Genomic DNA, 15,214 nt, shown 5'->3' on the forward strand with positions numbered 1-15,214 from the left:
GCCTCCTTGTCGAGTTCCACAATCGGCCCAGTTGCTGAATCCGCGCAATAGCATGCCTCTGCAAGTTTGAGGCCCCGTCAGGTAATGTCTGGCGGGGCTTCTGCATCAGGGCTCAGGCAAGGTAGCGATATGCCCGTCGTGAGTGTTTCGGGGCGGACGCTCCTGATCATGGTGATATGAGGCCGGGCGCGGCTTTTCGGTGATCATTCAGGTGTCGAAGCCGAAAGATCATCCGAGGACCGCGCCCGTTGGGAACATCATCGCTGATCGGTGTGCTGGCCGTGCACGCGGATCATGTTGGAGTGTCGCTGCCTGCCTTGCGCCGGACGAGTCTTGTCGAGGCGTTGACGGCCGTGCCGGATCGGCGGGACCCGGGGGGTGTGGTGTATCCCCTCGCGGGAGTCCTGGCGGTCGCGGTCGCGGCGGTGCTGGCCGGTGCCAGGTCGGCGGCGGCGGTCGCCGAGTGGGCGAACGACGCCCCGCAGCAGGTCCTCGCCGGGCTCGGCGCATGGCGGGACCCGTTCACCGGGGTGTACCGGGCGCCGGACGAGTCCACCTTCCGCAGGATCCTGGCCGGTGTCGACACCGACGCGTTGGACGACACGGTCGGCCGGTGGATCCTCGCCTCGCGGCCGGCGACGACCACGGGCCGGCGGGTGTACAGCGTGGACGGCAAGACGCTGCGGGGCAGCGGCCATGCCGGTGAACAGGTCCATCTCCTCGCAGCGCTGGACCAGCACACCGGGACCGTCCTCGGCCAGGTCGACGTTGACGGCAAGACCAACGAGCTGACCCGCTTCCAGCCGCTGCTGGACCCCCTCGACCTGACCGCGGTGCTCGTCACCGCAGACGCCTTACACACCCGACGCGAGCACGCCCGCTGGCTGACCGAGACCAAGCAGGCCGGTTACGTGTTCACCGTGAAGCGCAACCAGCCGCGTCTGTATCGGCAGCTCAAAACCCTGCCCTGGGCGAAGATCCCGGTCCAGGGCGAGACCAGCAGTCGCGGACACGGCCGCTACGACATCCGCCGCCTGCAAGCAGTCACCTGCACCGGAGCACTCGCCCTCGACTTCCCACACGCCGTGCAAGCACTACGAATCCGACGTCGCCGACTGAATCTGCCCACCGGCCGCTGGTCCACCGTCACCGTCCACGCGATCACCAACCTGACCGCCGGCCAGGCCAGCCCGGCAGGCCTAGCCGACGCTCTCCGCGGACACTGGGCCATCGAGATCCTGCACCATATCCGCGACACCACCTACGCCGAAGACGCCAGCCGCCTGCGCACCGGCAACGCACCCCGCGCCATGGCCACCCTGGGCAACACCGCGATCAGCCTGCTCCGCCTGGCCGGCATCACCACCATCGCGAAAGCCCTACGCCGCAACAGCGGAAACCCACACCGACCCCTACAACTACTCGGGATCACCTAAAAACGGGCGTATGGCTACCTTGCCTGAACCCTGGTCGGGCATCGGCCCGACCTGCGTCGCCGCCGCTTCGCAGGTCGGACGGAGCAGCGGCGAGTCATGCCGGTTGGCCGGCGTGGACACCACGGCCAGAGGGATGCCGTCGCCCTCGACCTCGGTGGGGCGCTTCAAGCCGCCCTTGCCTCGGTCGACCGGCGAGCGGCCGGCCCGCTCGCCGCCGCAGGGCGCCTTGGTGATCGCGCCATCCACGCTGAGGTCCTGCAACGACAGGCCGATCATCTGGTCGTAGGCGGTTAGGGCCAACGCGTGGACCTTCTCGCCGATCCCGGCCACAGCCCAGTCCTTGAGTCGGCGGTGGATGGTGCGGTCCGAGCACCGGGTGCTGGCGATGCGTTCGTAGCCTGAGCCGTGGACCAGAGCGTCGATGACGTGCTCGAACACGACGCGGTCGGGGATACGGCGGCGGTGGCAGCCCCGGATGGGCCGGGTCGAACTCCGGCCGCTGGGGAAGTAGCGCGGCGAACTCGACCCAGACGGGGTTCAACAGCGATGATGGCAGGGCAGGCACGGGACTCCTGTCGATCACTGAGCGTAGAGAACTCCATGATCGATGGATCCCGTGCCTGTTTGCTACTCCCGACCAGCCGTCTGTCCGAATCGTTGCCTACCGCCGGTCGCTCTTAGCACACCACGGGCATGATCAGGCGGTTGTCCACAAGTAGGCCGGTTGTCCACAGGCGACGACGACAAGGCCGCACGGCGTCCGCCCGCCGACCTAGCCTCGCCCCGTGTCAGACGACGAGGAGACGGTCGTACGGCGGCGGTTGCGCTGGCTGGCGGCCGAGCCGGCGCCTTCCGACGACCTGCCGCCGGCCGGGGAGGCTTTCCCGGCGAGGCCGGCCGGTGGCGGGGTTGCTTCTGCGGTGCCGCCCGAGATCCGGCCAGTGTCGGCGGGCGACCGGTCGGCCGAGCGGCCGGCGGTGCGTGCGCCGGAGGACCGGTGGGCGCCGGACGGCGGCCCGCCGGCAGAGCGGCCGGTGCCATGGCCGGGTCGGGCGGGCCTGGGGTCGCGCCGACGCCCTGAACCCGGGCCCGCGCACCCGCCGGCGGCCGGCGGCCCGGGGCCCAGACCGCAGCCGCTGGCCAACCCGCTCGCCGTGGGTGGCCCGGAGCCCGCGGCGTCGGCGGCGGGTCTCTCTGCCGTCGGCCTGAACTTTCCCGGCGGGCCCGGGGACGAGCCGACGTCCGACGAGCCGACGGCCGAGGCGCGGCCGTCCCGGCTGCCGGGTCCCGGCGCGTTCGACCCCGGGCGGCGCGGCGTGCGGGCGCTGGCGGCGGTCGCCGTCGCGGTGGTGCTCGGCGCGGCCCTCTGGGCATGGCAGTCCCGGCCGCAGGCCGAACCCGTCGGGGCCGCACCGTCCGCCGCCTCGGGCGCCGAGGCGCCGGGGGAGGCGCAGCCGCCGGCCGCCGGGCCGACGCCGGGCGGCGAGCTGGTGGTGGCGGTCGCCGGCAAGGTACGCCGCCCGGGGCTCGTCCGGCTGCCGGCCGGTGCCCGGGTCGCCGACGCGGTGCGGGCGGCCGGCGGCGCGCTGCCCGGTGTGGACGTCGCGCTGCTGAACCCGGCCCGCAAGGTCACCGACGGGGAGCTGATCCTGGTCGGCGTGGCTGCCCCGGCGGGCCAGCCCGGCACCGCCGTTCCCGGCGCGAATTCGCCGGCCGCCGGTGGCCTGGTCAACCTGAACACGGCCACGCTCGCCCAGCTCGACACGCTGCCCGGGGTGGGCCCGGTGCTCGCCCAGCGCATCCTGGACCACCGCGACCGCAAGGGCGGGTTCCGCTCGGTGGGCGACCTGCGCCAGGTGGAGGGCATCGGCGACGCCCGGTACGAGCAGCTCAAGGAACTGGTGACGGTGTGAGCGGCCCGGCCGGGCCGGACGATGGCGCGATGGGGGAGGAGGACCCCGGGGGCGGTGGGGGAGGCGTACCCGACCTGCGGTTGGCCGGGCTTGCCGTGGCCGCCTGGCTGACCGCGTTGGCCGGTCTGCACCTTGGTCCCCGCCCGACGGTGCTGCTCGCCGCCGGTGCCGCCGGGCTGGCCGCGTGCACCGTCGCGTACCTGCTCGGTGTGCTGGGCCGCCCGGCGCTCTTCGTTCGCCGGTACGGGTGGATCGCGGTGGCCGTACTGCTCGGTGTGGTCTGCGGCGCGTCGGCGACCGCCGCCCGGCTCGTGGTGCGGGACGCCCCCGCCGTCCGGTCCCTCGTCGACGACCGGGCCACGGTCGACGCCGAGCTGGTGGTCCGGGACGATCCACGCCCGGTCCGTGGTGTCGCGGGCCGGCCGGCCACCCTGCTGGTCCGGGCCGACCTCGTGGCCCTGACCGGCCCGAACGGCACGCGGGTCGTCGCCCCGGTGCGGGTCCTGGTGCTCGCCACCGACCCCGGGTGGCGGGGTCTGCTCCCCGGGCAGCGGCTCACCGCCGAGGGCCGGCTGGGTGCGCCGCGCGGCGGTGACCTGACCGCTGCGGTGCTCACCGTACGTGGGCCGCCGACGCGGCATGGTCAGCCGACGTGGTCGCAGCGGGCCGCCGGTGTGCTCCGCGCCGGCCTGCAACGGGCCTGTGAACCGCTCCCCGACGAGCAGGGCGGGCTGCTGCCCGGCCTCGTCGTCGGCGACACCAGTCGGCTTCCGCCGACGGTCGAGGAGGACTTCCGGGCAACCGGGATGACCCATTTGAACGCCGTGTCCGGCTCGAACGTGGCGATTGTCGTCGGGGCGGTGCTGCTGCTGGCCCGCTGGTCCCGGGCCGGTCCGTGGGCGGCCGCCGGGCTGTGCGGGTTGGCACTGGTGGGCTTCGTGATCCTGGTCCGCCCCTCGCCGAGCGTGGTGCGCGCCGCCACCATGGGCGCGATCGGCCTCGCGGCGCTGGCCACCGGCCGGCCCCGGGCGGCCCTGCCGGCGCTCGCCGCGGGGGTGGCCGGGCTGGTGCTGTTCGATCCGGATCTGGCCGGCGATCCGGGGTTCGCGCTGTCGGTGCTGGCCACCGCCGGTCTGCTGCTGCTCGCCCCCGGGTGGCGCGACGGGCTGCGGCGGCGAGGGGTGCCGCCCGGGTTCGCCGAGGCGTTGGCCGTGCCGGCCGCCGCGCAGCTCGCCTGCGGTCCGGTGGTCGCCGGGATCTCCGGCACGGTGAGCCTGGTGGCGGTGCCGGCGAACCTGTTGGTGGTGCCGGCGATCGCGCCCGCCACGGTGCTCGGGGTGGCGGCGGCGGTGCTCTCCCCGGCCTGGCCGGCGGGGGCGGAGTTCGTGGCCTGGCTGGCGAGCTGGCCGGCCTGGTGGCTGGTCACCGTGGCCCGGCACGGGGCGCGGCTGCCGGCGGGCACCCTGCCCTGGCCGGGCGGGGCGCCGGGGGCGATGCTGCTGGCCGGGCTGACCGTGGCGTTGCTGATCGCCACCCGCCGGCCGCTGGTGCGCCGGCTCGTGGCGGTGGTCGCGGTCGCCGCGATCGCCGGGACCCTGCCGGTCCGGCTGGTGGCCGGCGGCTGGCCGCCGCCCGGCTGGGTGGTGGTGGCGTGCGCGGTGGGCCAGGGCGACGCCCTGGTGTTGCCGGTGGCCGCCGGCCGGGCCGTGGTGGTCGACGCCGGCCCGGACCCGGCGGCGGTGGACGGCTGCCTGCGGCGGCTCGGCGTACGGGAGATCCCCGTGCTGATCTTCAGCCACTTCCACATCGACCACATCGGCGGGGTCGCCGGGATCTTCCGGGGGCGTCGGGTGGCGGCGGTACGCACGCCGCAGTGGGCCGAGCCCGCGGCCGGGCGGGACCTGGTGCGCTCCGCCGCCACGGCCGGCGGGGCGGTGCTGGCTGCGGCGACTGCGGGGTGGGCGTACCGGGACGGCGGGCTGGAGCTGGTGGCGCTCGGTCCGCCGTACCCGCTGCGGGGAACCCGCTCCGACCCCAACAACAACTCGCTGGTGCTGCGGGCCACGGTGGCCGGGGTGCGGATGCTGCTGGCCGGGGACGCCGAGACCGAGGAGCAACGGGCGCTGCTCGACCGGCCCCCACCGGGCGGGATACGCGCCGACGTGCTGAAGGTCGCCCACCACGGGTCGGCGTACCAGGACCCGGCGTTCCTGGACGCGGTCCGGCCGAGGGTCGCGCTGGTGCCGGTCGGCGTCGGTAACTCGTACGGGCACCCGAACGCCGCCGTGCTCGCCCGGATCGCCCGGGGCGGAACGCGGGTGCTGCGTACGGACACCGACGGCGATGTGGCGGTGGTCCTCGGGCGGACCGGCATGGCGGTGGTCGCGCGGGGCGTTCCGCCGGGGCGGCAATCATGATAATCGATTGGCATTGGCAGCATTGGCGAAGGAGGTGGGCAAATGTCTTGATTTGCGCTGAGTGCGGGCTCCGCCGTCCGATGCCCCGACGAGCAGGCACGATCCCCGGGCTGGCGTGCGAACATGGGCGGCGTGACCGCCGCCGACCTCGCTCCTATTCTGCTAGTCCTCGGTGACGAGGAGCTGCTCGCCACGCGCGCGGTGACCGAAGCCGTGGCCCGGGTCCGCAGCGTCGACCCCGACGTGGACGTCCGGGAGTATCAGGCGGGGATGCTGGCCGTCGGCGAGATCGCCGAGATGCTCAGCCCGTCGCTCTTCGGCGGCCGGCGGGTGCTGGTGCTGCACTCCGGCCAGGACGCGCGCAAGGACCTGGTCGCCGCCCTGCTGGCGTACGCGAAGAATCCTGACCCGGATGTCCAACTCGTCGTCCTGCACCTCGGGGGCGCCAAGGGCAAGGCGTTCGCGGACGGGCTGCGGGCCGCAGGTGCCACGGTGGTGCCGGCGGCGAAACTCAAGGGGCACCGCGAGCGGGCCGCCTTCGTGCGGGACGAGATCCGCCGGGCCGGCGGGAAGTGCACCGACGACGCGGCCGAGGCGCTCATCGCGGCGGTCGGCAACGACATGCGCGAGCTGGCCGCGGCGTGTTCCCAGCTGATCGCCGACACCGACGGGCGGATCGGGGCCGATACTGTGGCCCGCTACTACACGGGCCGGGTCGAGGTGAGCGGCTTCACCGTCGCCGACGCCACCCTGATCGGCGATGTGCCGGCGGCACTGGAGGCGCTGCGCTGGGCGTTGCACGTCGGCGTCGATCCGGTGCCGATCGCCGACGCCCTCGCCGACGGCGTCCGTACCGTCGCCCGGGTGGCGGCGGCGGGGCGGGGCGACCCGTACCAGCTGGCGGGCACCCTCGGCATGCCGGCCTGGAAGGTCAAGAGTGCGCAGCAGCGGGCCCGGGGCTGGACGCCGGAGGGCCTGGTGCTGGCGATGCGGGCCGCCGCCGAGTGCAACGCGGCGGTCAAGGGCGGGTCGGACGACCGCGCGTACGCGCTGGAACGCGCGGTGTTCTCGGTCGCGGCCGCCCGGCAGGGTGGCGCCCGGTGAACCGGCCGGTCCGGGCGTCGTGGGCGATGGTCCCCTCCGACGAGGACCGGTACCGCCCTCTCTACGCCCGGGCCCTCGGCCTGCGGTTCGTCAACCCCGGCGGGGTGCTCTGCTTCCTCTTCTTCGAGGGGGCGGTCGCGCTGGCCGTCCTGCTCGCCCTGGCCGAGCTGGTGACCTGGTGGGCGGTGCTCGTCCTGCCCGCCGCCGTGGCGGCGATGGTCAAGCTCAACGACCTGGTGGCAGAGCTGGCGGTCCGGACGGCCGCCCTGGTCCCGGAGCAGGAACGCGACCGGTTCCGCCGGCAGATGGAGCCCGTGGTCGGTCGCGCCGCGGTGCGGAGCGTGGGCGCCTGTCCGGTCGGGTCTGGGAGAGCCGCTGTGGGCGGTCGGCCAGGGACGGACGATCGGCCCGGCGGGCTTGGCGGGACCGGGCAGGGGCCAGCCCATCGCCACGCTCAGTGAGACGAGTGGTCGAGTGGGGTACCAACCTCTGGGCACAGGGAAAACCGGAAGCCCCGGGAGTGGACTCCCGGGGCTTTCCGATCAGGTGTGTGCTCGCCGCCTCAGGCGGAGAACGACTCCACCCGCTTGGCGATCGCCGACTTGCGGTTGGCGGCCTGGTTGGAGTGGATCACGCCCTTGCTGACGGCCTTGTCCAGCCTCCGCGAGGCGTCCCGCATGAGCACGGTGGCCTTCTCGGCGTCACCGGCCTCCGCGGCCTCGTGGAACTTCCGGATAGCGGTCTTCAGCGCCGACTTGACCGACTTGTTGCGCAGCCGGCTCTTCTCGTTCTGCCGGTTGCGCTTGATCTGGGACTTGATGTTCGCCACGCGACAGCCTCGTCTTATAGCTCGGGTTGGTCAGCTTATGCGCCCGACGAGCATGCGTCATCGCTGCGCGAGTAGCCAGACTACCAGGTCCCCCGGGACGAGCCAAAACGGCTCACTCCCGGGCCCTCGGGGCAGACCGGTTTCCGACCTGCCGGGTGGTGAGCCGGCCCGGCTGAGGCGTCTCCCAGCCCTGCCGGGTGGCCAGCCAGCTCAGGGCCTGCTCGCCGCTCCACCGTTGGTGCGTCCGGATGTGCGGGGATGCGCTCGTCGGCCCGGCGGCGGCCGAGGTGAGCAGGTACCCGGAGAGCGCGGCGAGGGTCACGTCGAGGGCGTCCGGCGGCGCGTCGGCCGTCGCCGGGTGCCCGGCGAAGAGGGCGTCGGCGTCCAGGCCGCTGGCGTGGGCGGTGATCAGCAGGCTGACCAGGTCGAACCAGGCCGGTCCCCGGCAGATCCAGTTCCAGTCGCAGAACCACGCCCGGCCGGTCGGGTCCACGAGCACGTTGTCCAGCCGCAGGTCGCCGTGGGCCAGGCCGCCGCGCTCGGCGTACCCGGGCAGACGAGACTCCAGCGTGACCAGCTCGGGCAGTCGATCGCGCGACCCGGGCGGCAGCGCCGGCACGGGCTCCCGGCCGGCGGCCACCTCGACCCACCAGAGGATGTCCTCCCGGGCCAGATCGGCGAGCCGGGGCAGGCCGAGCGCGACCAGCTCTGGGGGCGGGTCGGCCAGGGCGGCGGCGATCTCGGCGTACCCGGTCAGGGTGGCGTCGAGGTCCGCCGGGGTCCAGGGCAGGTGGGGGGTGCGGCCGTCGACGGCGTCCAGGCCGAGCGCGAACCAGCCGGCCGCCGCGACCGTCCACCTCGGGCGGGGGACCGGCAGCCCGGCGGGGAGCCGGTCCAGGACCGCGGCCTCCCGGGCGTACCAGTCGACGAGGTGCCGCTGCTCGGCCAGCGAGGCCGCCTTCACGAACGTCCGTCGTCCGTCGGCGGTCTCCAGCACGGCGGCGAAGCCCCGGGTGAACCCGGCGGTGGCCACCCGCGCCGCCGCCACGGGCCCGCCCAGCCGGGCGGTCACCGCCGCCCGCAGCCCGGCGGGCAGCTCCCCCCAGTCGGGGCGCAGCGCCGTCGCGTCGTACGGCACCGGGGGAAGTGAGATCGCGGCCACCACACCATGCTGCCCCACCCCGGGCTCCGCCCACCGCTCGCCGGGCTCACGCACCGCCCGGCGTCCGGGCCGGGAGAGGCCGGCGCGATCCGCCGCCGAGGTGTGGCGGCGAGCCGCAGACCGCCGTGGCCGCGGCCGGGGGGCGGCTCTGCCAGACTGCCAAACCATGAGGACGGACGACTTCTGGCAGTTGATCGACCGGGCCCGCGCCGACGGGGGAGGGGTGGTGGGCGCGGTCGCCGTCCGGGCGGTCGCCCTGCTGGCCGAGCGCGAGGCCGCCGACATCGTCGGGTACGCCCGGCACCAGCGCCGGGTGCTCGCGGCGTCCCACCGGGCCGACCTCTGGGGCGCGGCGTACCTGATCAACGGCGGGGCGTCCGACGACGGGTTCGAGTACTTCCGGGGCTGGTTGATCACCCAGGGCCGGGAGGTCTTCGCCCGTGCGGTGGCGGATCCGGACTCGCTGGCCGAGCTGCCGCAGATCCGCCAGGCGGCGCTGACCGGCGAGGAGTTCGAGGCGGAGCCGATGCTGACGGTGGCCGAGGAGGCATACCGGAAGGCGACCGCCAGCGAGCTCCCGCCGGTGGAGCAGACGCCCTACCCGGAGCTGGACGAGTTCTGGGACTTCGACGACGAACAGGAGGCTCGCCGGCACCTGCCGAAGCTCGCCGCCCTCTTCGTGGAGCCGCCGCAGGAGTGATCCGGCGCAGGCGGCCCGGCGGTCGACACCCCGGCGCGGCCGGACCGCCGGGAGGAGTGCTCCGACCGCGCCCGGGGCGACGGGGGCGACGTGGGAACATGGAGGGGGTCGGCGTCGCGCCGGCTCGCTCACGTCAGCCGACCAGAACGGACCGCTGTGCCACCGACGCCCGATTCCGCCCGGAACGCTCCCGGTGCCACCGACCCGGCGCGCCTCCGGAACTTCGGCATCATCGCCCACATCGACCACGGTAAATCAACCCTGGCTGACCGGATGTTGCAGCTCACCGGCGTGGTCGATCCCCGGCAGATGCGCGCGCAGTACCTCGACCGGATGGACATCGAGCGCGAGCGCGGCATCACCATCAAGAGCCAGGCCGTCCGGATGCCGTGGACCATCCGTGAGGGCGACCGGACCGGTGAGCACGCGGTGCTCAACATGATCGACACCCCGGGCCACGTCGACTTCACCTATGAGGTGTCCCGGTCGCTGGCCGCCTGCGAGGGGGCCGTGCTGCTGGTCGACGCCGCGCAGGGCATCGAGGCGCAGACGCTGGCCAACCTCTACCTGGCGCTCGAGAACGACCTGCGGATCATCCCGGTGCTCAACAAGATCGACCTGCCGGCCGCCCAGCCGGACAAGTACGCCGAGGAGCTGGCCCATCTGATCGGCGGGGACCCGGCGGACTGCATCAGGGTCTCCGGCAAGACCGGCGCCGGCGTGCCGTACCTCCTCGACGAGATCGTCCGCCAGTTCGTCCCGCCGGTCGGCGACGCCGCAGCCCCCGCCCGGGCGATGATCTTCGACTCGGTGTACGACGTCTACCGGGGCGTCGTCACCTATGTCCGGATGATCGACGGGCGGATCAGCGCCCGGGACCGGATCAAGATGATGTCCACCGGCGCGGTGCACGAGCTGCTGGAGATCGGCGTCATCTCGCCGGAGATGGTGAAGGCCGACGCGCTGGGCGTCGGCGAGGTGGGATACCTGATCACCGGCGTGAAGGACGTCCGCCAGTCCCGGGTCGGTGACACCGTCACCATCAACACCCGGCCGGCGGCGAGCGCCCTCGGCGGCTACAAGGACCCGAAGCCGATGGTCTACTCCGGCCTCTACCCGATCGACGGGTCCGACTACCCGAACCTGCGTGAGGCGCTGGACAAGCTCAAGCTCAACGACGCCGCGCTCGACTACGAGCCGGAGACCTCGGGCGCGCTCGGCTTCGGCTTCCGCTGCGGCTTCCTCGGCCTGCTGCACATGGAGATCATCCGGGAGCGGCTGGAGCGGGAGTACAACCTCGATCTCATCTCCACCGCACCGAACGTGGTCTACCGGGCGGTCACCGACGACGGTGAGGAGATCGTCGTGACCAACCCGAGCGAGTACCCCACCGGCAGGATCGCCGAGGTGTACGAGCCGGTCGTGCGGGCCACCGTGCTCACCCCGAACGACTACGTGGGCGCGGTCATGGAGCTGTGCCAGGGCCGCCGGGGCAACCTGCTCGGGATGGACTACCTCTCGGCCGACCGGGTGGAACTGCGCTACACACTGCCCCTCGCGGAGATCATCTTCGACTTCTTCGACCAGTTGAAGAGCCGTACCAAGGGCTACGCGTCGCTGGACTACGAGCCTTCGGGCGAGCAGGCGTCCGACCTGGCCAAGGTCGACATCCTGCTGCACGGCGAGCCGGTGGACGCGTTCAGCGCGATCGTGCACAAGGACAAGGCGTACAACTACGGCGTCACGATCGCCGCGAAGCTGCGCAAGCTGATCCCCCGGCAGCAGTTCGAGGTGCCCATCCAGGCCGCCATCGGCAGTCGGGTGATCGCCCGGGAGACCATCCGGGCCATCCGCAAGGACGTGCTCGCCAAGTGCTACGGCGGTGACATCAGCCGCAAGCGCAAGCTGCTGGAGAAGCAGAAGGAGGGCAAGAAGCGGATGAAGATGGTGGGCCGGGTCGAGGTTCCCCAGGAGGCCTTCATCGCCGCGCTCTCCTCCGACTCCGGTGACGGCAAGGCCGCCGGCAAGAAGTGAGCCGCCGCAGCGGCCGGGACTGACCGACGGCCGGCGCCCCGAGGAACACGACTGTTTCCGGGGCGTCGGCCGTCGCCGTACCCGCTCGCGTCGCCACCTTGTCCCCGGTGGCGGGCGTACCGAAGGAATTTTTCACCGCGCGCCCGCCGCGCGTCGCGGCTCGTTGGGAGCCCTTCCACCTGCTCTTCTGCCTCCCCGTCGTGCTCGGAGGGGGCCGGCGGCGTCGATGTGTGCCAGCAGATCCTCCGGTGAACCCGGTTTGGATTTTCGGGCGTTCGGGAACTTAGCCGCCACCACAGTAACAACACACTTTGTGACACCATCTTAAGGAGGAGGGCGACCATGGAGCTCACCGTTTGGGGCATCATCACCGCCATCGTTGTCGGTCTCATCATCGGCGCGCTGGGCCGCCTGGTCGTCCCGGGCCGGCAGAACATGCCGATCTGGCTGCACATGCTGATCGGTGTCGGCGCCGCGCTGCTCGGCACCGTGCTCGCCCGCGCCATGGGCATCGCCACCGAGACGGCCGGGATCGACTGGGCCGAGCTGCTGGTCCAGGTCGTGCTCGCCGCCATCGCCGTGGCCCTGGTCGCCGGTGTCGGCCGTCGCCGGAGCGTCAGCCACCGGTAATCAGCACATCGTTTTCTTTCGAACGGGCGCCCGACCACTCCGGTCGGGCGCCCGTTCGCATGCGGCCCGCAGCTTCCGCGCCCCGCATGAGTACTGGGCCCATCGTGGAAATTGTTCGGGTCGTCCTCGGGATGACGTGTTTGGATGTCTGGCCGCCCGGGAACTATAGCGGCCACCACAGTGAACAACGTTTCTGAAGCTTCGTGAGGAGAACGACCATGACCGTTACCGGAATCATCACCGCGCTCATCGTCGGTCTGATCGTCGGCGCGCTGGGCCGCCTGGTCGTCCCGGGCCGGCAGAACATCCCGATCTGGCTGCACCTGCTCGTCGGCGTGGGCGCCGCCCTCCTCGGCACCGTGCTGGCCAACGCGATCGGCATCTCCACCGACACCGCCGGTGTCGACTGGGGCGAGCTGCTGGTCCAGGTCGTCGTCGCCGCCATCGCGGTCGCGATCGTGGCCAGCGTGGGCGGTCGCCGCGGCGTCACCCACCGGTAGTCAAATCCTGCTCCACGAACGGGCGCTCGGCCTCCACGGTCGAGCGCCCGTTCTCATGTGTACGGACGCTTCCACCCCGCCGTCGTACTGCCCGAGCGCCCCGCGCCTGCGGTACGGTCGCCTCGCTTCCGTACCGCCCCCTGTCGTAAAGGAATTTTTCCTACTAGGGTGCGGCGGAGAAGGTAAGTGCCAGGACGGCGTGAGGGAGATGTGGCGTGAACAGGTGGAAACGGCTGGCCCCGGTCACCGCCGTCGTGGCGTCGGCCGCGATGGTGCTCGCCGGCTGTGGCGGCTCGGGGGACGACAAGGCGGCCGACAACAGCAAGCTGACGGTCTGGATGATGGGCGAGGGCAGCGAGACGCAGACCGCGTTCCTCGAGGGCGTCGAGACCGAGTTCAAGAAGAAGCATCCCGATACCGACGTGGTCGTGCAGTACATCCCCTGGCTCGAGGCGCCCAAGAAGTTCCAGGCGGCGCTCGCCGGCGGTGAGGGGCCGGATCTGACCGAGCTCGGCAACACCGAGACCCAGGGCTGGGCCGACCAGGAGGCGCTCGCCGACGTCACGGCCAAGTTCGGCTCCTGGGCCGAGGGCAAGGACATCCTCCCCGACCTGGTCAAGAACGCCCAGCTCGACGGCAAGCAGTACGGCGTGCCGTGGTACGCCGGCGTCCGGGCGCTCTACTACCGCACCGACTGGTTCGCCGAGGCCGGCGTCAAGCCGCCGACGAACTGGGACGAGCTGGTCGCCGCCGCGAAGACCATCCAGGCCAAGAAGCCGGGCACCTACGGCATCGCGCTGCCGGGCAACTCGGAGCTGCCGTTCTACTCCTTCCTCTGGGGCGCGGGCGGCGAGATCGCCACCAAGCAGGGCGACACCTGGAAGTCCGGCTACACCACCCCGCAGGCCCAGAAGGCGGTCAAGTTCTGGACCGACCTGGTCACCGTCCACAAGGTCGCCCCGCCGGCCGCCGCTGGCTGGAACGAGGTCGACGCCCGGACGCAGTTCGCCACCGGCAAGGCGGCGATGGCCTTCGGCGGCAGCTGGCAGGCCGGCTCCATCAAGAAGGACAACCCCGAGATCGAGAAGGTCTGGGGCACCTTCCCCATCCCCGGCCCGGACGGCAAGCCGGCCCCGGCCTTCGCCGGCGGTTCGGACATCGCCCTGTGGAAGGACAGCAAGAAGCAGGACCTCGCCTGGGACTACCTGACCGTGCTGCTGAGCAAGCAGAAGGACAAGGAGTTCGCCAGCGGCCTCGGCTTCTTCCCGGTCTACTCGGATCTGGTCAGCGGCGGCGAGTACGCCAACGACAAGATCATGGCGGCGTTCGCCACCACGCTGCAGAACACGAAGCTCACCCCGCTCACCCCGAAGTGGGTCGAGGTCAGCCGCACCAAGACGGTGACCCAGGCGATGAACAGCTCGGTCATCAAGGGTCAGAAGACGGTCGAGAAGGCCACCGCTGACGCGGCCGCCGAGATGGAAAGCATCCTCAACGCGAAGTGACCACGCTGATCCAGGCGCCGGAGACGTCCGCCGCGCGGGAACACCCCGCGCGGCGGCGTCGCCGGGTGGACCGCCTGCCCTACCTGCTGCTCCTGCCCTCCCTGGTGATCATCGGCGTGCTGCTGCTGTGGCCGCTCGGCCAGGTGGTGGTGATGTCCTTCTTCCAGCTCAACAACGTCCGGCAGTTGCGCGGCGACCGGGAATGGCCGTGGGTCGGGTTCGGCAACTACGCCGAGATCCTCAGCGACCCGTTCTTCCTCACGGTGCTGCGCAACACGGTCCTCTTCGCCCTGGCCAACGTGGCGCTGACGATGATCCTGGGCACCCTGGTCGGGCTGCTGCTCAACCAACTCGGCAAGCGGATGGCCACCTTCGTGGCCAGCTGCGTGATGCTGGCCTGGGCCACCCCGGCGCTGACCGGCACCATCGTCTGGAAGTGGCTGTTCGACGACACCTCCGGCCTGGTGACCTGGCTGTTCAACGCCCTGCCCGACGGGCTGTCGAACGCGCTGTTCGGCCGCGCCGACTGGACCGGCTACGGCTGGTTCAACTCGCCGCTGATGTTCTTCTCGATCCTCACCCTCGTGGTGGTCTGGCACTCGTTCCCGTTCATCGCGGTCAGCGTGCTGGCCGGGCTGAAGAGCGTGCCGAGCGAGTTGCACGAGGCCGCCCGGGTCGACGGGGCCAGCCCGTGGAAGGTGTTCTGGCGGGTCACCTTCCCGCTGCTGCGCCCGGTCTTCGGGATCCTGGTGGTGCTCTCCACCATCTGGGACTTCAAGGTCTTCACCCAGCAGTTCGTGCTGGCCGGCGGCACCCAGGACCGGTCGACGTTCATGCTCTCGATCTACTCGTACGCCGAGGCGTTCTCGCCGCCCCCCAAGTACGGCCTGGGCGCGGCGATCGCCGTCATCCTCACGCTGATCCTGCTGGTGGTGACCGGCCTCTACGTGCGGATGGTGCTCAAGCAGGAGGAGGAGTCGTGAA

The 15,214-nt window shown here is 72.1% G+C and carries 12 protein-coding genes and 2 pseudogenes; 11 read left to right on the forward strand and 3 right to left on the reverse strand.

Going from position 1 to position 15,214, the window contains the following annotated elements; genetic code table 11:
* Window positions 1-383: 383 nt before the first annotated feature.
* Window positions 384-1,301 (forward strand): annotated as a pseudogene (locus SNR22_RS12135) (ISAs1 family transposase); the annotation flags it as partial.
* Window positions 1,302-1,466: 165 nt separating this feature from the next.
* Here the strand turns inward: SNR22_RS12135 and SNR22_RS12140 are convergent.
* Window positions 1,467-2,001 (reverse strand): annotated as a pseudogene (locus SNR22_RS12140) (IS5/IS1182 family transposase); the annotation flags it as partial.
* Between the two features lie 571 nt (window positions 2,002-2,572).
* Between SNR22_RS12140 and SNR22_RS12145 the strand changes: the two are divergent.
* From SNR22_RS12145 to SNR22_RS12160, 4 genes are all read left to right on the forward strand, one after another.
* Entirely contained in the window at window positions 2,573-3,349 is a 777-nt protein-coding gene (locus SNR22_RS12145; RefSeq protein ID WP_320066885.1) for a helix-hairpin-helix domain-containing protein, read from the forward strand.
* Window positions 3,350-3,378: 29 nt separating this feature from the next.
* Window positions 3,379-5,766: a ComEC/Rec2 family competence protein gene (locus tag SNR22_RS12150; RefSeq protein WP_320066634.1), complete on the forward strand. Its 2,388-nt coding sequence runs from the start codon at window positions 3,379-3,381 to the stop codon at window positions 5,764-5,766.
* A gap of 123 nt (window positions 5,767-5,889) precedes the next feature.
* Window positions 5,890-6,870 carry a DNA polymerase III subunit delta gene (holA, locus tag SNR22_RS12155; RefSeq protein ID WP_320066635.1) on the forward strand — a complete coding sequence of 327 codons (981 nt, stop codon included), beginning with the start codon at window positions 5,890-5,892 and terminating at the stop codon, window positions 6,868-6,870.
* A gap of 26 nt (window positions 6,871-6,896) precedes the next feature.
* Complete coding sequence (locus SNR22_RS12160) at window positions 6,897-7,331, forward strand: hypothetical protein (RefSeq protein ID WP_320066886.1); 435 nt, start codon at window positions 6,897-6,899, stop codon at window positions 7,329-7,331.
* Window positions 7,332-7,432: 101 nt separating this feature from the next.
* Here the strand turns inward: SNR22_RS12160 and rpsT are convergent, their stop codons facing one another.
* Both rpsT and SNR22_RS12170 read right to left on the reverse strand, forming a co-directional pair.
* Window positions 7,433-7,699 (reverse strand): 30S ribosomal protein S20, encoded by a 267-nt coding sequence (rpsT, locus tag SNR22_RS12165; protein WP_320066636.1) that lies wholly within the window; start codon window positions 7,697-7,699, stop codon window positions 7,433-7,435.
* 112 nt (window positions 7,700-7,811) lie between these two features.
* On the reverse strand, window positions 7,812-8,861 hold the full coding sequence (locus tag SNR22_RS12170) for a phosphotransferase family protein (RefSeq protein ID WP_320066637.1): 1,050 nt from the start codon (window positions 8,859-8,861) through the stop codon (window positions 7,812-7,814).
* Between the two features lie 166 nt (window positions 8,862-9,027).
* Here SNR22_RS12170 and SNR22_RS12175 point away from each other — a divergent pair, with 166 nt between their 5' ends.
* The 6 genes from SNR22_RS12175 (at window position 9,028) to SNR22_RS12200 (ending at window position 15,213) form a co-directional block, all read left to right on the forward strand.
* The gene (locus SNR22_RS12175; RefSeq protein WP_320066638.1) at window positions 9,028-9,561 is read left to right on the forward strand and encodes a DUF4240 domain-containing protein; all 534 of its coding nucleotides are present in this window, start codon (window positions 9,028-9,030) and stop codon (window positions 9,559-9,561) included.
* A 156-nt stretch (window positions 9,562-9,717) separates the two neighbouring features.
* The gene (gene lepA, locus SNR22_RS12180; protein ID WP_320066639.1) at window positions 9,718-11,595 is read left to right on the forward strand and encodes a translation elongation factor 4; all 1,878 of its coding nucleotides are present in this window, start codon (window positions 9,718-9,720) and stop codon (window positions 11,593-11,595) included.
* Between the two features lie 342 nt (window positions 11,596-11,937).
* Entirely contained in the window at window positions 11,938-12,225 is a 288-nt protein-coding gene (locus SNR22_RS12185; protein WP_320066640.1) for a GlsB/YeaQ/YmgE family stress response membrane protein, read from the forward strand.
* Between the two features lie 218 nt (window positions 12,226-12,443).
* Window positions 12,444-12,725 carry a GlsB/YeaQ/YmgE family stress response membrane protein gene (locus tag SNR22_RS12190; protein WP_320066641.1) on the forward strand — a complete coding sequence of 94 codons (282 nt, stop codon included), beginning with the start codon at window positions 12,444-12,446 and terminating at the stop codon, window positions 12,723-12,725.
* Between the two features lie 215 nt (window positions 12,726-12,940).
* Complete coding sequence (locus SNR22_RS12195) at window positions 12,941-14,230, forward strand: sugar ABC transporter substrate-binding protein (RefSeq protein ID WP_320066642.1); 1,290 nt, start codon at window positions 12,941-12,943, stop codon at window positions 14,228-14,230.
* A complete protein-coding gene (locus tag SNR22_RS12200) occupies window positions 14,227-15,213 on the forward strand; it encodes a sugar ABC transporter permease (protein WP_320066643.1) in 987 nt (328 codons plus the stop codon). Before SNR22_RS12195 ends, SNR22_RS12200 begins: the two co-directional genes overlap by 4 nt.
* Window position 15,214 lies beyond the last annotated feature (1 nt).

It is taken from the genome of Micromonospora sp. RTGN7 (assembly GCF_033804645.1).
Taxonomy (GTDB): Bacteria; Actinomycetota; Actinomycetes; order Mycobacteriales; family Micromonosporaceae; genus Micromonospora.

Excerpts from the sequence above, each read along its gene's own strand:
- SNR22_RS12150 (WP_320066634.1), top strand. The coding sequence starts at position 3,379 with ATGGGGGAGGAGGACCCCGGGGGCGGTGGGGGAGGCGTACCCGACCTG.
- holA (WP_320066635.1), top strand. The coding sequence starts at position 5,890 with ATGGGCGGCGTGACCGCCGCCGACCTCGCTCCTATTCTGCTAGTCCTC.
- SNR22_RS12160 (WP_320066886.1), top strand. The coding sequence starts at position 6,897 with ATGGTCCCCTCCGACGAGGACCGGTACCGCCCTCTCTACGCCCGGGCC.
- SNR22_RS12175 (WP_320066638.1), top strand. The coding sequence starts at position 9,028 with ATGAGGACGGACGACTTCTGGCAGTTGATCGACCGGGCCCGCGCCGAC.
- SNR22_RS12185 (WP_320066640.1), top strand. The coding sequence starts at position 11,938 with ATGGAGCTCACCGTTTGGGGCATCATCACCGCCATCGTTGTCGGTCTC.
- SNR22_RS12190 (WP_320066641.1), top strand. The coding sequence starts at position 12,444 with ATGACCGTTACCGGAATCATCACCGCGCTCATCGTCGGTCTGATCGTC.